Here is a 19,764-nt window from a genome sequence, read left to right as displayed (position 1 = left end):
CAATTATGTAATCCGCTTCCAATTCCATTTTACTTTAACGACGACCTTTGTCTGCCCTGTGACGATAATCCATAAAGTTTGAATTAAATCAAACCAGATAAATCGCTTATGTTAAAATGTTAAAAAAGATCTTCCTTACCTATCTCGTTCTTGAAATGGAGTTTATTGTATGCACAACTGGTCTATTCGTTTTGATGCCTTACTTGCCTTATTGATTGCCGTTCTATTTTTCATCATGACACTTTGTTTGACGTTTTTAATCAGTCACCGCGCGACCGACCGATTAAAAGAAGAAGTAGGCACGACCTTGTCTGCAACCGCTTATCAGTTATCCGATAAACTCGATCATTACATGTGGTCACGGACGGCTGAAGTCAATGTATTGCGGACATTACCCACGATTCAGCAACCTAAGAACACAGAGGAAACCCGTGATACGCTACAGCAACTGCAACAACAAATTCCTGACTTTTCTTGGATTGGTGTTGTCGCACCCGATGGTCAAGTCCTTGCTTCAACCGGAACAATTTTAGAAGGTCAATCGATCAAAGAGCGTCCGGTCTTTCAACAAGCACAAAAAAAACCGTTTATCGGTGACGTCCATGATGCCGTCTTGCTTGCCAAATTACTCCCGAACCCTAGTGGTGAGCCTTTACAGTTCGTTGATATCAGCACACCTTTATTTACGAATGGAAAACTGACTGGTGTTCTCGCAGCGCATCTGAGTTTTGAATGGGCGAAGGAAATCGAACAGAGTTTCCAAAGTTCGACGGCTCAGATCAAGGATGTTGAAGTCTTTATTGTCAGTAAACAAAATCGAACGGTCTTACTCGGTCCGGAGCAGTGGCGTGGTAAAACGCTCCCCGCTTCCTTCTTGTCAGGAAATCAGGCCGGTTACCAAGTGTCGACTTGGAAAAATGGTCAGGAGTATTTGACAGGTCTGGCTAAAAGTAAAGGGTATAAAAGTTATGATGGTCTCGGCTGGACTGTCCTCGTCCGTCAGCCGAGTCAGGTCGCTTTCTCAGATGCCAGTACACTAAAAACGTATATTCTGATTGCCGGTTTAATTGCATCGCTCCTCACAGCCCTCATCGGTTGGTTCGTCGCGAGACTGCTGACTCGTCCCTTACAACAGATTACTCAGGCAGCAGAAGCGATGCAGCATGATCCGTTAAAATCGATTCCATACCACAAAGGAATTCGTGAAGTGGAGGTTCTTTCGATTGCATTACGTCAATTGACGACCACGTTAAGATATACGGAACAAGAACGGACAACGTATGAATCACTCGCTTTACATGACGCCTTAACCGGTTTACCCAATCGCAACGGATTATCGGATTACTTAGATCTGTTGTCGCTCAAAGACTATAACCAAGTCTACTTGTATCTTGATTTAGATGGTTTTAAAGCCATCAATGATCAGTATGGGCATGCGATGGGAGATCTTGTCCTGATTGAAGTCGCCGATCGTCTCCAAAAATCATTCCGTTACGAGGGCATGGTGGCACGCCTTGGTGGTGATGAATTTTTGATCATTCTTAATGAAATACTTTCACTTGAGGAGATTGATCGTTATGGAAAAGATATCATCCATACACTTTCCTATCCGTTTGTCCTAAACCAACATGTACTCCAGATCGGAGCAAGTATTGGTGTCGCCATCCGTTCATCTGAAGAGTCGATTGAACATGTCATCCAACGTGCCGATATGGCATTATACGATTCTAAAAAACACGGTAAAAGTCGCCTCACCTTCCATCAGTAATAGTGATGGACACGATTGACAAGCCAGACCGTTCTCCGTAATGTGAACAAATAGAAGAAACTACACAACTACTTACAACAAGGAGCTGACAGCATGAATCAGTGGACACGCGAAGCACGCTACCGCCCACTCTCCGATCTCGCACCGGAAGTGTACCAACTCATGAAAGAAGAAGTCCGGACATCCCCTTGGCGCTTCTCTTTTCATGTTCAACCACCAACCGGATTGTTAAATGACCCGAATGGTTTTGTCTATCACGATGGTACGTACCACCTATTTTATCAATGGTTCCCACTCGGACCGGTTCATGGATTAAAATACTGGTATCATCTGACGTCAAAGGATTTGGTTCACTGGTTCGATGAAGGCGCGGCACTGATCCCAAATGATGATCCCGATTCGCATGGTGCCTACTCTGGTAGTGGCTTCGTCAAGGATGATAAAGTCCATATCATGTACACAGGCAATAAACGCGATCAGGATTGGGTCCGGCATACAAGCCAAATCGTTGGACATCTTCGTTCAGATGGTCGGATTGAAAAACATCTTCCGCCAGCAATCGCAACGGTACCTGATGGTTATACCGAACATTTCCGGGATCCAAAAGTGTTCCAACATCAAGGGACATGGTATTGTATCATCGGTGCCCAGCGAAATGATTTGACCGGCGCTACGGTCGTCTATCACTCGGAAGATGCTGAATCCTGGATGTTACTCGGAGAACTGAATACACGTTATCCGGACTTCGGCTATATGTGGGAATGTCCCGATTATTTTGAGCTGGATGGGCACGGATTGTTGCTCTTTAGTCCACAAGGCATCGAACCGACAGGGGACCACTACCAAAACATTTTCCAATCCGGTTACTTCATCGGTCAGACGGTCGACTTCCCGAATCTGTCTTATCAACATGAAGACTTTTTAGAACTTGATTTTGGTTTTGATTTTTATGCACCCCAGACGACGTTAGCAGCAGACGGTCGCCGGATTCTCGTCGGTTGGATGGGTTTACCCGATATCACGTATCCAAGTGATCGTTATAAATGGGCGCACGCTTTGACACTGCCACGAGAATTGACACTCGAACAGGGGCATTTACGCCAAAATCCGGTCCGCGAACTAACCTCTCTACGAAAAGACACCCTGTATGAACAACATCTTGTAGTCGAACAACAGGCAAGTCCTGTCCAAGCGGAAGTCTTTGAACTGGTCCTGTCTCATCTTGCTATTTCTTCCGGACAGTTCGAATTAAAGGTTCGTGCGAGTGAGCAAGAAGAAACGATTCTGCGGTATGATACACAGACGAAACGATTTACAATGGATCGTACACGGTCTGGCGCAGAGGTTCCCGCTATCGAATACGGAACGACGCGTTCCATCCCGTTAACTGAACCACTGCACACGCTGCGGCTGTTCGTCGACCGTTCGTCGATCGAAGTCTTCTTGAACGACGGAGAAGCGGTGGCTTCTGCCCGTATCTTCCCGAAATCAACCAGTCAAGGAATTGTCTTAAGCGGTAAAGCAACTGCCCACCTTGCGATTTATGCACTCTGACTATCGATGTTTAAACAAGCAAAAAGCACATTCCTCTCAGTTTGATATGCTCCCACAAAAGTAGACAGTTGAAATAACAAAACTGTCTACTTTTGAAGGGAGCTTTTTCTATGGCCACATCTAAATTTTTGCTTGATGAAAAAATACACATCATACAGATGTACGATAACGGAACATATACGTTAAAGGAGATTGCGTCGCTCTTCGAGCTTTCACTCGATACGTTGAATACTTGGCGAAGACGATACCGTCACGGTGGTGCCTCAGCTCTAAGTAATAGAACGGGATGGACACGCTATTCAGAAGAACTGAAAACACAGGCCGTACGCGCAGTGCTAGACCGTGAGGAATCACTCAGGAGTGCCACGCTAAGATTCGGCATCTCGAGTAAGAGCGTGCTTCAAAGATGGATTAGCCAGTATACTGGTCATAGTACTCAAGGGAAACCGTTGAAGGAGCGATTCACTATGACCAAAGCAAGAAAAACAACATTCGAAGAGCGCGTCGAGGCAGTTATGGACTGCATACAGAACGGGAAAGACTATCAACACACCATGAAGACCCATCGGGTCTCGTATCAACAAATCTACAGCTGGGTAAGGAAGTTCGAGAAAGACGGGATAGACGCACTGTTGGACCGCCGGGGACGTCGGAAACCGAAGGAAGAATTGACCGCTGGAGAACGTTTCACTATTGAAATGAAACAACTCGAGAAAGAAAATGAGCGTCTGCGAATGGAGAACGCTTTCCTAAAAAAGTTAGAGGAGATCGAGAGGAGGTCACGTTAAGCCAAGTTCGTAATCGAGATAAATACGAGGCGATCCAGTCATTCGCAGCGCAATTCGGTTATCCCATCGTAGCCTTATGTGACCTTGCGGGTATCTCGCGTGCAGCTTACTATAAATGGTTACATCGTGTACCGACGGTACGGGAGACCGAGAACACACGGATCATCGAAGAGATGTGCCAGATTCACTATTCGGTGAACGGAATTTACGGATACCGCCGAATGACACTGAACCTGAAACGTCGCTTTGGCAGAAACGTCAACTCGAAGCGAATCCGTCGCTTGATGGGCGTTGCCCGAATCTACTGTGTCATCCGTCGAAAGCGTCCCAAATATATGCGCCACCTTCCTCAACAGACGACAGAGAATATCCTGAATCGTGATTTCCATGCGGCGGGACCGAATCAGAAATGGGTAACGGATGTCACGGAACTGAAGTATGGCGCATCCCAAAAGGCGTATCTAAGTGCCATTCTAGACCTGTACGACGGATCCATTCGTTCGTTTGTCATCGGTCATTCGAATAACAATCAACTCGTGTTCGATACGCTTGAACGCGCCCTTCAGGGCGCACCAGAAAGCCAACCACTTCTACATAGCGATCGTGGGTTTCAATATACGTCGCATGCTTTCCGTCGAATGACGAAAGCAGCAGGCATTACACAAAGTATGTCTCGTGTCGGTAAATGCATCGATAATGGTCCGATGGAATCGTTCTGGGGCGCATTGAAGTGTGAGAGTTATTATCTACATAAGTTTGAGGAGTTCGACGAACTCTGTCATGCGATTCAGCAATACATTCGATTCTATAACGAAGAACGATACCAAGAACGACTAAACGGCTTGAGTCCGCTGGAATTCAGGGCTCAAGCCGTTTAAAAGATTTTTATTATTTCGCCTGTCTACTTGACGGGGAGCAGTTCAGTTTGAACTGAGGAGTGTGCTTTTTTTATCCGAATGTGATTTCTTTTTGAAGATCAAATGCTAAGATATGCTGTTCTCCAATCGGTCCCATCACAGACTGCAGCGTATCGACGTATCCTGTCTTGAAGTACAACGATTTTGCTGCGATATTTTTTTTATTGACGGCTAACGTGATGGCTGTCACTTCAGGAAAATGTTTATTCACGAAGGCCGGCAACTGCATCATCGCTTCTTTCGCATATCCTTGCTGTTGATGCCGGGCATCAATCGAAAAGGCACGCAACAGTACACTTTTCTCATCTGTCCGATGTGTTTTGGGAGGATGTAAATGCAGGATGAAAAAACCGACGACTTCTGTATCCTTTTTAATGACAACCGGAAATTTATCGGGATTTTCTAACGCTTCTGACACCACCTGTGTCGGAAATGTCGTAAATTGGATTTGTTCTTCCGGAAGAATAAATGCATCACATTGTTCATAGTGTTCATTGGTATACATAACTAACTTCACTTGAGACATATTTTTTCCGCCTTCCATTAATCGAAGAGATACGCTTCTCTCCTTACATCTATTTACATTTTACATGTTCTAGATGTCTTTAGCCAATGTTTGAGGGATGTTGACTGAAAGGTTTTCTCTTTACTTCTATTCCACTTCTTTTGTAGACTTAATCAATTGTCGAACTGAAAATGCTAAACTAAGAAGAGAAATTTGAGTTTACAGATGTAAGAGGTGAACAAAACGATGTCGACAGACTTTTTCGAACGTATGGAGCTTGAAACCGGAACCAAGCTAAACAATGTGCAACGCCAAGCGATTGAACATGATCAAGGTCCCCTTCTATTACTCGCTTCCCCGGGATCCGGGAAAACAACAACGTTGAATTTTAAAATTGCTTATTTGATTCTTGAAAAAAAAGTGAATCCACGATCCATCTTAGGTTTAACGTTCAGTAAAGCTGCTGCTCACGAAATGGCAGAACGTTTTCACGACTGGTTCCATCATCTAATCGGAACGACCGCTTCTTTTTCGACGATTCACAGCTTTGCCTTTCAGGTTGTTCGTGACTATGCGGCAACGAATCGCCTTCATTATACGATCATCGAAGGGGCAATCGAGAAATCATCTTCTCCCCGTTCCGAACAACCGTTGCATAAACGGATGATCCTCCGTCGAATTTTTCAAGACATCAATCGGAGCGTCATCACGGAAGATCAGATGGATGAATTGTTGCGGATGATTTCATTTGTCAAAAACCGTTTGTTGTCACAAAAAGATCTCGAAACGTTAAAAACGACCATCAAACATTTTCCGGAAATCTATCTTGCTTATGAACAATTCAAACTACGTGATCCGCTTCACCCTTTAATGGATTTTGATGATATGTTGACGTATGCCAATACGATTTTAGCAGAAAATGCTTCATTGTTAGCGACGTATCAACAACGATTTGAGTACATTTTGACGGATGAAAGCCAGGACACCTCACTGGTCCAACACCAGCTTGTTGAAAAATTAGCATTACCGAACAACAATTTGTGTGTCGTCGCCGATGATGACCAAACCCTTTACAGCTGGCGCGGAGCAGATGTCTCTAAAATCATCCATTTTAAGGATACGTACCCGGATGCTACCGTCTTGTATATGGAGCAGAATTACCGTTCTTCGCAAGAAATCGTCGAGACGGCCAATCGGTTCATTCAACGAAATAAAGTCCGGCATCCTAAAAAAATGTTTACAAAAAACCCTTCTTCCCGCCCGATTGTCGTGGAAACATTACCTGCCTATGAAGACCAGACCCGTTATGTCATTCGTCACTTACGGGAAGAAACTAATTATCAGGAAGTCGCGATTTTGTATCGAAACAATTCTTCTTCGATCAATGTCATGAACGCACTTGATCTGGCAGGGATTCCTTTTTATATCAAGGACATCGACCATAAATTCTTTAGCCATTGGGTTTTAAAGGATATCTTACATTTCATTGAACTGGCGAATGATCCTTCAGACGTTGATCTATTGGCACAAATCCATACGAAGTTCGCCGGTTACATCTCGAAAGTCCAACTCCAACGTTTATATGAGCTGCGAAATGGTGAAAATGTATTTGATTTATTGATCCAACATGTCGAGATGAAGTTTTATCAAAAGAAACAATTAAAGACCATCAAATCGGTTTTCGCTGCCATTCGGACGGCTCGACCTGCATCGGCATTAACGCTGATCCGAAACGAACTCGGTTATGAAAAAAACCTTAAAAAAATGAGTGATAGTCTTGGCTTCAGCATTGATTTTCTGCTCGAGATGCTTAATACGATTGAAAATGTCGCAAGTGACCTTCCGACGGCGCTTGCTTTTAAGGAACGTATCCTGCATCTTGAACAATTGATGCGGCAAGCAAAATCAAATAAACATCAGAATGCCGTCACATTGTCGACTTTTCATAGTGCAAAGGGTCTTGAATTCGATCGGGTCTTCATGATTGATTTGATCAACGGGGTACTTCCGTCCTCTGATAATATCAAGTCTTACAAAGACGGGCAGTTAGAAGAGATGGAAGAGGCGGTCCGCTTATTTTATGTCGGTATGACACGGGCACGTCACGACCTTCATTTGTTGTCCTACCGGTATAAATCAAAGCCGGTCGAAGAGTCCCTGTTCATCGGAAATATCCGGCACATTCTTCATCCAAATGACACCGCCAAAATAGCACACGCGCGGAGTCAACGGGTAACTGAAAAAGCGTCCATCCCTATTTTGCCTGTTCAGCAAAACATGCGGATCCGTCATACCGCGTTTGGTGACGGTACGATTATTCATGTAATGGATGATGTACTCGACATTCAATTCGATAAAGGCATCGACAAACAACTATCCCTGCAAGTTTGCTCTGAAAATCACTTGTTAACGATTCTCTAAGTTAAAAAAATCGCTCTACTTCTTAACTATCAGGCGTAGTCCTGCAGCTAAGAATGAGCGATTTTCCTTTTTTTACGGATTCTTTTTAGTCGTCAATCGTTGCGACGCACTAACGCATCCCGGATTTCGGTCAATAACTTTTCTTCCGTTGTCGGAACGACCACTTCTGCTGGGACTTCCTCTTTCCGGCGGAAGCTGTTGATGCCCTTGACGAACAAAAATAAAGCAAAGGCAATCAAAATGAACTCGATGCTTGCCTGAAGGAACTGTCCGTAAAGCAACTTGGCTTTCCCGACCGTCACTGATAACTCTTTCACGTCAATCCCACCGATCACTATTCCGATCAGCGGCATGAAGATGCTGTCGACTAAAGATTTGATGATACCGCTAAAAGCGGCTCCCAAGATCACGCCGACGGCTAAATCAATCACATTTCCGCGAAACGCAAACTCCTTAAACGCTTTGAACACGGTTGGTGACCTCCTCCGACGTTACGTCCACGCTTTGTCCGCCAATTGGCCAATCGCGTAACCAACACCGTTCTCATCATTTGTTTTTGTGACTTGATGGGCGATTGCTTTCGCTTCTTCGTGACCATTCCCCATCGCAATCGCCATTCCAGCAACCTTGAACATCGGTACATCATTTAGATTGTCGCCGATCACTGCCACCTCGTCGATGGATACGCCGAGATGTTTCGCCAGTGTTTTGACAGCCGTGCCTTTATCAGCACCAAGTGCCATGACTTCGATGTTATCATGACCGGATGAGGTTACGTAAATGCCGTCCACTTTTTCTTCAATCTCTTTCCAAATCTTTTTCATCAAGTCTTGATCAAATGAAAACGATATGAATTTAAAGACTTGCCCTGCTTGATTCCGAATGAACGACCGGAATCCATCAATCATCTTGACGTCTTCATTGACATAATATCGGTTATGGAAAAACTCGAGGACATCTTTCGCACGATCACTTTCTTCACTCATCTCCTTGAGCGAATCATAGGCTGCATCAATCGTTGATCCTTGAGCGGTGACAAGACCTTGATCACAAAACATCTCGAAGAAGACTTCATATTGGCTGATGATGCCATAAATCTGTTGCGCTTGTTCAGCCGTCAATGTCGTTGCACTTAATTCTTCTCCGTCAACCGTCAAGACACGTGCACCGTTTGATGCGATGATCGGACAAACGATTCCTGCCTGATCCGTCAATTCTTTAGCGTTTAAGTAATTTCGTCCTGTCGCAATCGCAAATTCAATACCTTTTTCTTTTGCCGCTTGAATCGCGGCAATCGTTTCCGGTTCTATTTTCTGTTTGCTGGATAATACCGTACCATCCATGTCTGAGATCAATAATTTGATTGCTTTTGCCAAAACGTTCACTCTCCTTTGTCTTTTTCAGTTACACTATACCATTTCTCTTGTCCTTTTCCTGTTTTCGCCCTTCTTCTCACACTACAAAATCGGGGACAGCAGTCGCGAGATACTCTCTTTGAATTTAATCATGCGTGACCGTTCTGCGTATTTCTCAGCAGTCAATCGTTCACAGACAAGACAATCCTCTTCGAACAAACGGGCTAGTGCGCTTGCGACCTTTGCGTCGTAAACGATGGTATTCATCTCGAAGTTCAACCTAAAGCTCCTTGCGTCGATGTTCGTCGTTCCGACTGATGCGATTTCTTGATCGACGACAATCGTTTTTGCATGTAGAAATCCGGGTTCATACGTGTAGATCTTTGCCCCGTAATCAATCAGTTCTCCGACTGCTGCTGTCGTCGCCCAGTAGACAAACGGATGATCCGGTTTATTCGGGATCATGATTCTCAGTTCTACCCCTGATAATAATGCCATCTTGCAGGCATCCATGTAGCTCGCGTCCGGGATAAAATAAGGCGATTGGATATAAACGGATTGTCTGGCTGACGAAATCATCTTGATTAACATATTTTTTAAATGCTCTGTTTTCGAGTTCGGTCCGGATGTCACGATTTGCATCGGCAAGGCCTGTTCGACCGAATGCGTGCCATAACGGAAAAATTCTTTGGCCGTGTAACTGTCGCTCGCCTGATTCCAGTCGAGAATGAAACGATCCAACTGGTCGTGTACGACTTCTCCCTCTAACCGGAAATGCGTATCCCGCCAGTACCCAAACTTATCATCAATCCCGAGGTATTCAGTCCCGACATTAAATCCTCCGATGTAGCCGATTCTTCCGTCGATGATACACGACTTCCGGTGATTCCGATTGTTGAGCCGAAAGTTGATCAAACCAATCGTCGGTGGAAAAAAGGCAAACACTTCCCCGTCATGAAGCAACAGCTCTTTGAAATCTTTTCGTCCTAAATCCCGCGAACCGACGGCATCATAAAGTAACCGGACTTTTATCCCTTCTTTCGCCTTTTTTGTCAGTGCTGCGATCAACGCCTGTCCTAACGAATCTTTTTGAATGATGTAGTACTGAATGTTGATTTCATATTTCGCGTTCAAAATATCAGTCATCATCCGATTGAATTTTTGTTCTCCATCCGATAAAATCACGACCTCATTTTTAAAACTGAGTAACGCGTCGTTTGACATTAAATTCATTCGGATCAACTGGTCATACCGTACGACAGCAGGATGACGCATCTGTGTCTGCGGATGATTCAGCTCTTCAAGTTGTAATGCCACACGCCGTGCCTGTTCTTGTTTTTCCTTCTCTTCGACATGATAGAAGTCCGTTTTTTTCAAGAGGCGTCCGAAAAATAAGTAGATGAGAAATCCAATGAGCGGCACAAAATACAGAATCAAGACCCAGGCCCACGTTGCACCGATATCGCGCCGTTCTAAAAAGATGACGGTGACGACGGCCAACAGATTCATGATGATCAATCCATACGCCAAAATGACGAGAAACGTGCTTAAAATCTCAAGCAAAGCAATCCCCTCCTTCGTGTCTGTCAGGACTTTTCCCCAATGTATAAGCTATTCCTTATTTTTGTAGAGATTGAAACAAAAAAGTGTACGAAACATCAGAACAATCCTGATGTTCGTACACTTTATGAAAACATGAAAGTCAGTTGATCGACTCGCCAGCATGTGATTGTTCCAGTGCAATCGATTCAATCATCGTTTTTGCACTGGCAACGCAGTCAGGTAAGCCGACACCATCGTAAGCAAGACCTGCGAGATAGATGCCTGGATACTTTGCCGACACTTCATCCCGAACACGTTGTGTCCGTTCCGCATGTCCGACGGTATAAGCAGGCAAACCATCTATTAATCGGCTGATGATGACTTGTTTCGGCTCTAATTTCCGATTGCAAATTTTTTCTAAATCCTGCAAAACAGCTCTCTGCAGAGTTTCATCCGATTCATGAACAAGATGATCATTGCCCGGTCGGCCGACAAAGGCACGTAAGACCGTATGGTTTGGTGCCGAATGATTCCATTTTTGATCAATCGCCGTACAGGCTGTGATCGAATACGGTGCTCGGCGATTAACGACAAACCCTGTTCCTTCGATCGGCAACGATTCTTGCTGATCAAAAATCAGGGTGATCGTCGCTGTCGAATGGGTCGTCAACTGTTCGAGTTCCGGTACATGCGCCTCCGGTAATAGCTGAACGACTTGAGGATGCGGAATCGTCAAGAGGACATAATCCGCATATTCCGGACCATGATCCGTCTTCAAGCGGTAGCGTCCGTCTTCCCGTGTAATCTCAAGCAACGGTGTTTCCAGACGGATTTCGGATTGTTCTAACGTTTCTTCCAACCGCTCAATCAATGACTCAAGACCGGTTGCTAATGATAAAAATTGTCCAGTCGCTTTGATTGTCATTTGTGGCGTGTTAGGAGTTTGATCTAGCGGACGCATCAAACGCATCCCTTCAAACAAGGAACCGGCTTTTTGTTCGTTTGCGACAAATTGAGGATATGTCGCAAACGTACTCATTTTATCGATGTTTCCAGCATAGATACCCGATAACAGCGGTTCAATCAATTTTTCGACTAAAGCATCCCCCAACCGCGGTCGTAAATACTCACCAAGCGGGATATCGTGTTCCGGAATCGTCAACTGTTCAGAAGGATGTAACAATAAGTCCGTGACTTCTTGTTTTTCCTGTTCTGTCAATAATGTGGTTTCTCGAAACAGTTCCAAATCTGTCGGAATACCCATGACCGATCCTTTTGGAATCGGATGGAGACCAACCGGATCCAGGATAAAGGCTTGTGATGTATTGTTCCGGACTAGTTGATCCCCAAGCCCAATCGCTTCAATCAAATCCGTCAAGATGTGTTTTCGTGCAACGTATGAATCGGGTCCACGTTCAATCATAAATCCATCTTCCCGATACGTCGCGACTTTACCACCAAGACGCTCTCCTGCTTCGAGTAACGTAATATTTAAGTTCGGAAAAGAACGTTCTGCGTAATAGGCAGCGGCAAGACCGGTAATACCACCGCCGACGATGACGAGACGTTTACTTGACATAACTACCAACCTGTTTTGAAACAGCTTCTGTCACGGCTTTCATGAAGGCAGGATCCGCATTCGGCATAGCCGGACGGGCATAGTGAATTCCAAGTTCGTCACAGACGACCTTACATTCGTAGTCATTATCGAATAAGACTTCCAAATGATCTGCGACGAAGCCAACTGGCACATAGATAAACGCTTCATAGCCTTCTGCTTCATAGACGTCACGTGTTAAATCCTGAACGTCTGGTCCGAGCCATGGTTCTGGTGTTTGCCCAGCTGACTGCCATCCGGTAATCATATGTTGGACGCCCGCACGTTTTGCAATCAATTCTGCCGTTTCTTTTAATTGTTCCGGATACGGATCACCGTTTGCAATGATTTTTTCCGGTAAACTGTGTGCTGATACGACCAATACGGCTTTCTCTTCCGGAACCGGTAAAGCGTCAAATGTTTTCCGGATTTCTGTCCCCCACCAGTCAATAAATGCTTCTTCTTTATACCAGGATTCAACAGACGCCAGATGAATACCATGTTTATCCGCTACTTCTTTCGCCCGACCGTTGTATGAACGGATGCTGAACGTCGAATAGTGTGGTGCCAGTACGACCGTAACGGCTTCCGTAATGCCGTCTTTCGCCATTTGCTCGACCGCATCTTCTACGAACGGTTCGATGTGCTTCAGACCCAGATACAGCTTGAATTCGATCTCACCTGCATATTTTTCTGTCAATTGGCGGTGCAATTCCTCTGCCTGGTCAATCGTGACTTGCGCAAGCGGTGAAACACCACCAATCGCTTCATACCGTTCTGTCAGTTCAGCCAATGCTTCTGGAGACGGTTTCCGTCCGCGACGAATGTGCGTGTAATAACGTTCGATGTCTTCCGGTTTATACGGCGTACCATACGCCATGACAAGTAATCCTAGTGTTTTCATTTCGCTACCCCCATTTTTTCTTTCGAATAATCATGGATAAATGCAGTGAGACGTTTTAAGACTTCCGGATCGACTTCCGGGAAGATACCATGACCGAGATTAAAGATGAATCCGGGACGTTTCATTCCCATATCAAGAATTTCCGTTGCTTTGGCTTCGAGAATTTCCCAAGGTGCGAGCAAGTAGGATGGATCAAGGTTTCCTTGTAATGTCTTCGTCAGTCCACGTTCACGGGCTTCGTCGATCGACAGACGCCAATCGAGTCCAACGACGTCTAGCGGTAAGTCGTGCCATTCTTCTGCTAAGTGACTTGCTCCGACACCAAACATGATCATTGGAACGCCTGTTTCTTTTAACTCAGTAAAAATCCGTTCCATTGTTGGTTTGATATACAGGACGTAATCTTTGCGACTTGTCGTACCGACCCACGAGTCGAAGATTTGGAAGGCTTGAATGCCTGCATCGACTTGTGCCTTGATATACTCGATCACCATGTCTCCGAGTTTCTCCATTAAAGCATGCCATACATCAGGATGACCATACATCAATGCTTTTGTTTTGTGATAGCCTTTCGACGGACCACCTTCAATCATGTAACTGGCTAGCGTGAAGGGTGCCCCAGAGAAACCAATCAATGGAACTTCGAGACGCTCACGTAACAGTTCAATCGTCTTAAAGATATAAGGAATGTCTTCTTTGTTGAATGGTTGTAAGGCTTGCACATCGTCCATCGTCCGAATCGGATTTGCGATGACAGGACCAATCCCACTTTTAATTTCGACATCAACGCCCATCGATGGTAAAGGTGTCATGATGTCTTTATAGAGAATCGCTGCATCAACCCCTAGTTGTTTGACAGGTAGCTCCGTGACGTACGCGCATAACTCTGAATCATGTGTAATCTCAAACAACGTCCGTGTTTTCTTGATTTCACGATACTCTGCCTGATAACGACCTGCTTGTCGCATATACCAGACGGGTACATGACTTACCTCTTCACCACGAATGGCTCGTAAAAATGTATCATTAAAGTTTTTCATCATAACTACCCCTTTATACTCGTTCTAACGCCCTAAAATAACACACGATAAGTTTGTGAACACAGAAACATTATATCTGAAATTCAGAACGGTGTGCCAATAAATCGTTTACAAAATTACAGTTCCGTTACCCGTTCATCAAATGTTCACCGTTTCTTATAAAGACCAAACGCTGCATTCAATTGTCCACGAATCAAATCCGAGCGTTGTTGTTCGGTCACTTTCCGATCTTTTTCACGAATTTCATGCGTCCGCCAACCCTCTTCGATTTTCTCCGCGACTTCTACTAGTCGTTCAATATCGGTAAATGAATATTTTCTTGTTTTCCCGTTCGTCCGTTCTGGGAAAATCAATTTCCGTTCTTCATAGTAACGAATTTGACGTTCTGATAAACCGGTCAATTCACAGACAATACCGATCGTCATCACCTTTTTCTCCCGGTAATTCATCTTCGTCACTCCTTTCCTCCAAAATACCATGTCAGATTTTCTGACACAAGACGTTTCTTGGAAAGGATTTCCGTCTAAAGTAAACACATACTTTAAATTGATAAAGGAGGAACGATGATGAATCTAGAAGAAATGTTAGTCTCAGTTGATACGTTTTATGTCTTATTCGCTACTTTACTTGTCTTTACGATGCAGATTGGGTTTTTACTACTTGAAACAGGGATGTTACGAGCTAAAAATGCTGGACACGTCGCTATCAAACAGTTGATTAGTTTCTCCGTCGCCGCCCTCGCCTTTTGGGCGATTGGCTTTGGATTAACGTTCGGAGATGGACCTGGCTTGATCGGAACGGAAGGTTTTTTCCTTCAAGGTGGGTTCTCAAGTCTTGATTGGTCAAATGTGACAATCGATGTGAAGTTTCTTTTCCAACTTTCCTTTGTTGCCGTGTCATTAGCAATTGCTTGGGGTGGTTTTGCAGAACGTGCCAAACTCTCGGTTTATCTGTTGTTCGGTACATTTTTCGTTGCCATCATCTATCCAATCATCGCTCGTTCGGTTTGGGCCGGTGGTTTTCTTGGTTCACTCGGTATGCAAGATTTCGCTGGATCAACGGTCGTCCATTTGCAAGGTGGGATTGCGGCACTTGTCGCGGCCTTAATTTTGAAAAAGCGGATTGGCGCAGAAACAACACCACTGCTTGGTCATAACGTCATCTATTCTGTCGTTGGTGCCTTTATCCTCTGGTTATGTTGGTTCGGATTTAACGCTGGTTCAACCTTGACGATTGCCGATGGATTCTTCAGCTATGTCGCCTTGACGACACTTCTTGCGACAGCAGCCGGTGCACTCGGCGCACTTGCGATTTCCTTCTGGCATCGACGGGTCGCAGATATCCCTTCGATCATCAACGGTGTCCTCGCAGCGCTCGTCGCCATCACGGCTGCTTGTGCCTTCGTCGAACCGTGGGCAGCTGTCGTCATTGGTTTCCTCGCTGGTGTCATCACGTATGGAACAAGCATCTTACTTGCCCGTCGTGTCGATGATCCGTTATGTGCTTTTTCTGTTCATGGTGTAGCCGGCATCTGGGGAACACTTGCAACCGGATTCTTCGCTTCACCACGACTCGTTGAAATTACAGGAATCGGTCAAGCCGGACTGTTTTACGGTGGCGGATTTACGCAACTTGGCGTACAGGCACTGGGTGTCGTCTTCGCCGTCGTTATCGTCAGCGTTTTAAGCTACGCCTTCCTCAAACTGCTTGATGTCACGATTGGTCTACGGATTACCCGGGAAGATGAGTTACGTGGACTGGATGTTGCTGAACACGGACAGGCGTCTTACGACCTTCCCGCTCCCATCAGCAAAGAGTTGAAAAAGGCTTACGAAGAAGAAACAACGGAGAAGGTCAACTAACCAGTTGTTTCGTCAAACAAATGAGACCCGATTCCCTGTCTGCTCGGACGGGAATCGGGTCTCATTGTTCGCCTAAAAAAGCGCGTGAAGCCATCTACTTATTTTTTTCGCGCATAGTACTCGCCAATGCCAAGTGCCACGATTGCCCCTACAAAAACAGTAACTTCACCACTGAGAATAACCCCTGCCAGTGTGAGGACCATCACCTGTAAGAATGACGCGACACGGATGACTTTTCGTTTTGAAGATACCGCATCTCCAAATGGTAACAGGCGTGTCAACAGATGAGAATCAATCGCCCGGGTAAACGGTGCAAGTTGAAAACTCGTCAATCCACTGAACGCCGGAATCGCTAACGTCACGAGCCACCCGCTGTCTTTTGCAAGCCACATGAACACTGCACCAATCAATGTCAATCGGACAATCAAACCAATTCCGTCTGTACTTCGGATAAATTGTTTCATGTAGAGATAATCAAATGTTCGCTTCTGATCAAATCCGATTTTCTCGACGAGATGACTTAACAGACGTCGGCGCTTATAGGTCGTTGACAAACGCGGTACATCCACGAACCAGTTCGCAATCCGGTAAAACCGATCACGTGATTCCTGCTCGAGCGTAATCCATTCCATCAAAGGTAACTGTTCTTGTTTTTTGAGGTGAAGCGTAAGCAACAACAAACTCGTAACGACGATACTGAACGATCCCATGTCCAGCATGACGAGGACTCCTGCACCTGTCGCATACAAAAGAACGATCCGATGACTGATTCCTTCTAGTTTCGATAAGTTCGCAGCAGCTCCAATCATCCCTAAAGAGACGAATAACAAAATCAATTCGCCAGCTGTCGTCTGTTCTGTCCGTACATATAGAACAGAGACCGCTAAAAACGGGAGAATCACCCGGATCATTCCGTACAGAGCATTGTATACCCGGACACGTTTCATATATCCATCTAAACGTGGCAGACTAGGCAATAAAAATACTTGATCGGCCTCAACTAAAAATGTTCGTGCTGATCGGTAGAATGCTAATAAAATGAATAACCCCCCCATGAGGAGGTGCCCGGGGAAATCAGGATCGATTTGATCCAAAAATCGACCATAGACGACCAGTCCGTATAAAACCACGAAGTAAACCGTAAATAACAATCCGCCGTTCGCCATGTACCGCGTGTACTTTGTCATTTCTGCCATCGCGGCTTGATAACGTGTTCTCCATAGTGCGGAACTGGTCATCGTTCCGCCTCCTCGATGGCCGCTACATAAATGTCGTCGAGTGAACCTTGCTGGAGTTCATACCGGTTCCGTAATTCTTCCGTCGTTCCTTCCGCTGCAATATGGCCTTCATGTAACAAGATGAATCGATTACAATGTCGTTCCGCCGTTTCTAGTATATGAGTTGACATCAAAATCCCTTTTCCATCTGCTTTTAATTCACTAAAAATCACCAACAGTTCACGAATCGCTAACGGATCGAGTCCTACGAACGGTTCATCGACAATCAAAAGTTCACTTCCCGTGATCAGTGCACAGAGAATCATCGCTTTTTGTTTCATCCCTTTAGAAAAAACGCTTGGAAACCATTCCAATTGTTTCGTCATGCGTAAGCGCGTAGCATAATGGATGATTCGTTCTTCCGCTGTTGTTTCATCAACGGCATATCCTTGTGCCATCAACCGTAGATGTTCCCGCAACGTCAATTGTTCGTATAACATCGGTTGTTCCGGAATATAGGCTACTTGTTTTCGATACGTTTGTTCGTCTGCTTCCAAACTGACACCATTAATTAAGATTTCTCCCGATTTCACAGGTAACAAACCGAGGATATGCTTAATCGTTGTCGATTTACCGGCACCATTCAAACCAATCAGTCCAACCAATTCCCCCTGTTTTACTGTTATATCAATATGATGCAACACTTTTTTGGATCCATACCCACCTGACAAATCATTTATTTTTAATAACACGATCATGCACTCCCTTCATTAACTATCCTAGACAAATCATTCTCACTTTTCTACTCCTGATCATTTTTTTTATTAAGAAAAGGTTTGAATACATCTTTTTACGGTAATTACTCTAAGTGTAATCGTTACATCAATATATGAAAACGACTTACAAAAATTGAAAGTAGTATTTTAAATACAAACTTCTTTGAGAGGTAACTGGTATAATCGTCTAGCCATTTTACTTTTAATAATTTACCTCGCTTACTAAAGAGTATTTAAAGACTTTCATCTTTCAATGTGTTTACAACTACCTGAAAACAGGTAAATCTTAAGTAAGAAAAGGAGTGTTTCAAATGGGATTCTTATGGGCTTTAATCGTTGGCGGGCTAATCGGTTGGGTAGCTAGTCTCATCATCGGGAAAGATGTACCGGGCGGTATCATCGGTAACATCGTCGCAGGTTTCGTCGGTGCAATGATCGGTCAAGCAATCTTCGGTACAATGGGACCAGATATCGCTGGTTTCGCAATCATTCCAGCAATCTTAGGTGCAGTCATCTTAATCTTCATCGTATCGTTGGTTCTTCGTTCAGTTCGTCGTAAATAATTTATCGAAATAACAAATCAGAACGTAAACTTACAAAAGGAGTGTTTTTAAATGGGATTCTTATGGGCTTTAATCGTCGGTGGATTAATCGGTTGGGTAGCTAGTCTTATTATCGGGAAAGATGTACCAGGTGGTATCATCGGTAACATCGTCGCAGGTTTCGTCGGTGCAATGATCGGTCAAGCAATCTTCGGTACAATGGGACCAGATATCGCTGGTTTCGCAATCATTCCAGCAATCTTAGGTGCAGTCATCTTGATCTTCATCGTATCGTTGGTTCTTCGTTCAGTTCGTCGTAAATAATTAGACTACTAAATTTAAAAGGAGTGTTTTAAATGGGATTCTTATGGGCTTTAATCGTCGGTGGATTAATCGGTTGGGTAGCTAGTCTTATTATCGGGAAAGATGTACCAGGTGGTATCATCGGTAACATCGTCGCAGGTTTCGTCGGTGCAATGATCGGTCAAGCAATCTTCGGTACAATGGGACCAGATATCGCTGGTTTCGCAATCATTCCAGCAATCTTAGGTGCAGTCATCTTGATCTTCATCGTATCGTTGGTTCTTCGTTCAGTTCGTCGTAAATAATTAGACTACTAAATTTAAAAGGAGTGTTTTAAATGGGATTCTTATGGGCTTTAATCGTTGGTGGTATTATTGGTTGGTTAGCAAGTCTTATTCTCGGTAAAGATGTACCAGGTGGAATTATCGGTAACATCATCGCAGGTTTTGTTGGTTCAATGATCGGACAAGCATTGTTCGGTAGCTGGGGACCAGATATCGCTGGCTTCGCCATCGTACCTGCTATCTTAGGTGCAATCATCTTAATCTTAATCGTTTCGTTCATCCTTCGTGCGGTCAACAAACGATAATCTAATTTACTACAACAAACCACTAAAGACGCTTTGTCTTTAGTGGTTTTTCGTCTGTTTTTGATATGAGACCTCTATCTAAAA

The 19,764-nt window shown here is 44.5% G+C and carries 19 protein-coding genes; 9 read left to right on the top strand and 10 right to left on the bottom strand.

Annotated features, from left to right (window positions below; translation table 11 throughout):
- The first annotated feature begins 169 nt into the window (after positions 1 to 169).
- The 3 genes from P404_RS0112815 (at position 170) to P404_RS18275 (ending at position 4,988) form a co-directional block, all read left to right on the top strand.
- Entirely contained in the window at positions 170 to 1,768 is a 1,599-nt protein-coding gene (locus P404_RS0112815; protein WP_026830971.1) for a sensor domain-containing diguanylate cyclase, read from the top strand.
- Positions 1,769 to 1,861: 93 nt separating this feature from the next.
- Positions 1,862 to 3,322, top strand: coding sequence for a glycoside hydrolase family 32 protein (locus P404_RS0112810; protein WP_014969697.1), 1,461 nt, complete (start codon positions 1,862 to 1,864; stop codon positions 3,320 to 3,322).
- A gap of 110 nt (positions 3,323 to 3,432) precedes the next feature.
- A protein-coding gene (locus P404_RS18275) for an IS3 family transposase (protein ID WP_236624308.1) occupies positions 3,433 to 4,988 on the top strand; the annotation gives its coding sequence in 2 pieces (ribosomal slippage) (positions 3,433 to 4,072 and positions 4,072 to 4,988; 1,557 coding nt in all).
- Between the two features lie 70 nt (positions 4,989 to 5,058).
- Here the strand turns inward: P404_RS18275 and P404_RS17670 are convergent.
- Positions 5,059 to 5,532 carry a GNAT family N-acetyltransferase gene (locus P404_RS17670; RefSeq protein ID WP_236624405.1) on the bottom strand — a complete coding sequence of 158 codons (474 nt, stop codon included), beginning with the start codon at positions 5,530 to 5,532 and terminating at the stop codon, positions 5,059 to 5,061.
- 246 nt (positions 5,533 to 5,778) lie between these two features.
- On the opposite strand from P404_RS17670, the gene P404_RS0112790 reads away from it, so the two are divergent.
- Positions 5,779 to 7,953, top strand: coding sequence for an ATP-dependent helicase (locus tag P404_RS0112790; RefSeq protein ID WP_026830970.1), 2,175 nt, complete (start codon positions 5,779 to 5,781; stop codon positions 7,951 to 7,953).
- 92 nt (positions 7,954 to 8,045) lie between these two features.
- Here the strand turns inward: P404_RS0112790 and mscL are convergent, their stop codons facing one another.
- The 7 genes from mscL to P404_RS0112755 all read right to left on the bottom strand — a co-directional run bounded on the left by mscL (position 8,046) and on the right by P404_RS0112755 (position 14,840).
- Positions 8,046 to 8,423, bottom strand: a complete 378-nt coding sequence (gene mscL / locus P404_RS0112785; protein WP_026830969.1) for a large-conductance mechanosensitive channel protein MscL — start codon at positions 8,421 to 8,423, stop codon at positions 8,046 to 8,048.
- A gap of 21 nt (positions 8,424 to 8,444) precedes the next feature.
- Positions 8,445 to 9,338: a Cof-type HAD-IIB family hydrolase gene (locus P404_RS0112780; RefSeq protein WP_236624404.1), complete on the bottom strand. Its 894-nt coding sequence runs from the start codon at positions 9,336 to 9,338 to the stop codon at positions 8,445 to 8,447.
- Between the two features lie 72 nt (positions 9,339 to 9,410).
- The gene (cls, locus tag P404_RS0112775; RefSeq protein ID WP_026830968.1) at positions 9,411 to 10,871 is read right to left on the bottom strand and encodes a cardiolipin synthase; all 1,461 of its coding nucleotides are present in this window, start codon (positions 10,869 to 10,871) and stop codon (positions 9,411 to 9,413) included.
- A gap of 139 nt (positions 10,872 to 11,010) precedes the next feature.
- Positions 11,011 to 12,429, bottom strand: coding sequence for a protoporphyrinogen oxidase (hemG, locus tag P404_RS0112770; RefSeq protein WP_026830967.1), 1,419 nt, complete (start codon positions 12,427 to 12,429; stop codon positions 11,011 to 11,013).
- On the bottom strand, positions 12,419 to 13,351 hold the full coding sequence (gene hemH / locus P404_RS0112765) for a ferrochelatase (RefSeq protein ID WP_014969691.1): 933 nt from the start codon (positions 13,349 to 13,351) through the stop codon (positions 12,419 to 12,421). Before hemH ends, hemG begins: the two co-directional genes overlap by 11 nt.
- Positions 13,348 to 14,394, bottom strand: coding sequence for a uroporphyrinogen decarboxylase (gene hemE / locus P404_RS0112760; protein ID WP_026830966.1), 1,047 nt, complete (start codon positions 14,392 to 14,394; stop codon positions 13,348 to 13,350). The genes hemH and hemE overlap by 4 nt, the downstream gene beginning before the upstream one ends.
- 143 nt (positions 14,395 to 14,537) lie before the next feature.
- Positions 14,538 to 14,840, bottom strand: coding sequence for a MerR family transcriptional regulator (locus P404_RS0112755; protein WP_014969689.1), 303 nt, complete (start codon positions 14,838 to 14,840; stop codon positions 14,538 to 14,540).
- Positions 14,841 to 14,957: 117 nt separating this feature from the next.
- On the opposite strand from P404_RS0112755, the gene P404_RS0112750 reads away from it, so the two are divergent.
- On the top strand, positions 14,958 to 16,253 hold the full coding sequence (locus P404_RS0112750; RefSeq protein ID WP_026830965.1) for an ammonium transporter: 1,296 nt from the start codon (positions 14,958 to 14,960) through the stop codon (positions 16,251 to 16,253).
- 98 nt (positions 16,254 to 16,351) lie between these two features.
- Here P404_RS0112750 and P404_RS0112745 read toward each other — a convergent pair whose 3' ends face one another.
- Together P404_RS0112745 and P404_RS0112740 are read right to left on the bottom strand one after the other, a co-directional pair.
- Complete coding sequence (locus tag P404_RS0112745) at positions 16,352 to 17,491, bottom strand: ABC transporter permease (RefSeq protein WP_014969687.1); 1,140 nt, start codon at positions 17,489 to 17,491, stop codon at positions 16,352 to 16,354.
- Positions 17,488 to 18,228: an ABC transporter ATP-binding protein gene (locus P404_RS0112740; RefSeq protein WP_026830964.1), complete on the bottom strand. Its 741-nt coding sequence runs from the start codon at positions 18,226 to 18,228 to the stop codon at positions 17,488 to 17,490. The genes P404_RS0112745 and P404_RS0112740 overlap by 4 nt, the downstream gene beginning before the upstream one ends.
- A gap of 329 nt (positions 18,229 to 18,557) precedes the next feature.
- On the opposite strand from P404_RS0112740, the gene P404_RS0112735 reads away from it, so the two are divergent.
- The 4 genes from P404_RS0112735 to P404_RS0112720 are packed head-to-tail and all read left to right on the top strand — an operon-like array spanning position 18,558 to position 19,680.
- On the top strand, positions 18,558 to 18,809 hold the full coding sequence (locus P404_RS0112735; RefSeq protein ID WP_014969685.1) for a GlsB/YeaQ/YmgE family stress response membrane protein: 252 nt from the start codon (positions 18,558 to 18,560) through the stop codon (positions 18,807 to 18,809).
- A 51-nt stretch (positions 18,810 to 18,860) separates the two neighbouring features.
- Positions 18,861 to 19,112, top strand: a complete 252-nt coding sequence (locus P404_RS0112730) for a GlsB/YeaQ/YmgE family stress response membrane protein (protein ID WP_014969685.1) — start codon at positions 18,861 to 18,863, stop codon at positions 19,110 to 19,112.
- Positions 19,113 to 19,144: 32 nt separating this feature from the next.
- Positions 19,145 to 19,396, top strand: coding sequence for a GlsB/YeaQ/YmgE family stress response membrane protein (locus P404_RS0112725; protein ID WP_014969685.1), 252 nt, complete (start codon positions 19,145 to 19,147; stop codon positions 19,394 to 19,396).
- 32 nt (positions 19,397 to 19,428) lie between these two features.
- Positions 19,429 to 19,680 (top strand): GlsB/YeaQ/YmgE family stress response membrane protein, encoded by a 252-nt coding sequence (locus P404_RS0112720; protein ID WP_014969683.1) that lies wholly within the window; start codon positions 19,429 to 19,431, stop codon positions 19,678 to 19,680.
- The last annotated feature ends 84 nt before the right edge of the window (positions 19,681 to 19,764 follow it).

The organism is Exiguobacterium antarcticum DSM 14480, assembly GCF_000685865.1.
Classification (GTDB): domain Bacteria; phylum Bacillota; class Bacilli; order Exiguobacteriales; family Exiguobacteriaceae; genus Exiguobacterium_A; species Exiguobacterium_A antarcticum.
Note: the sequence above shows the minus strand (reverse complement) of the source record. Positions and strands in the feature narration are given on the sequence as shown.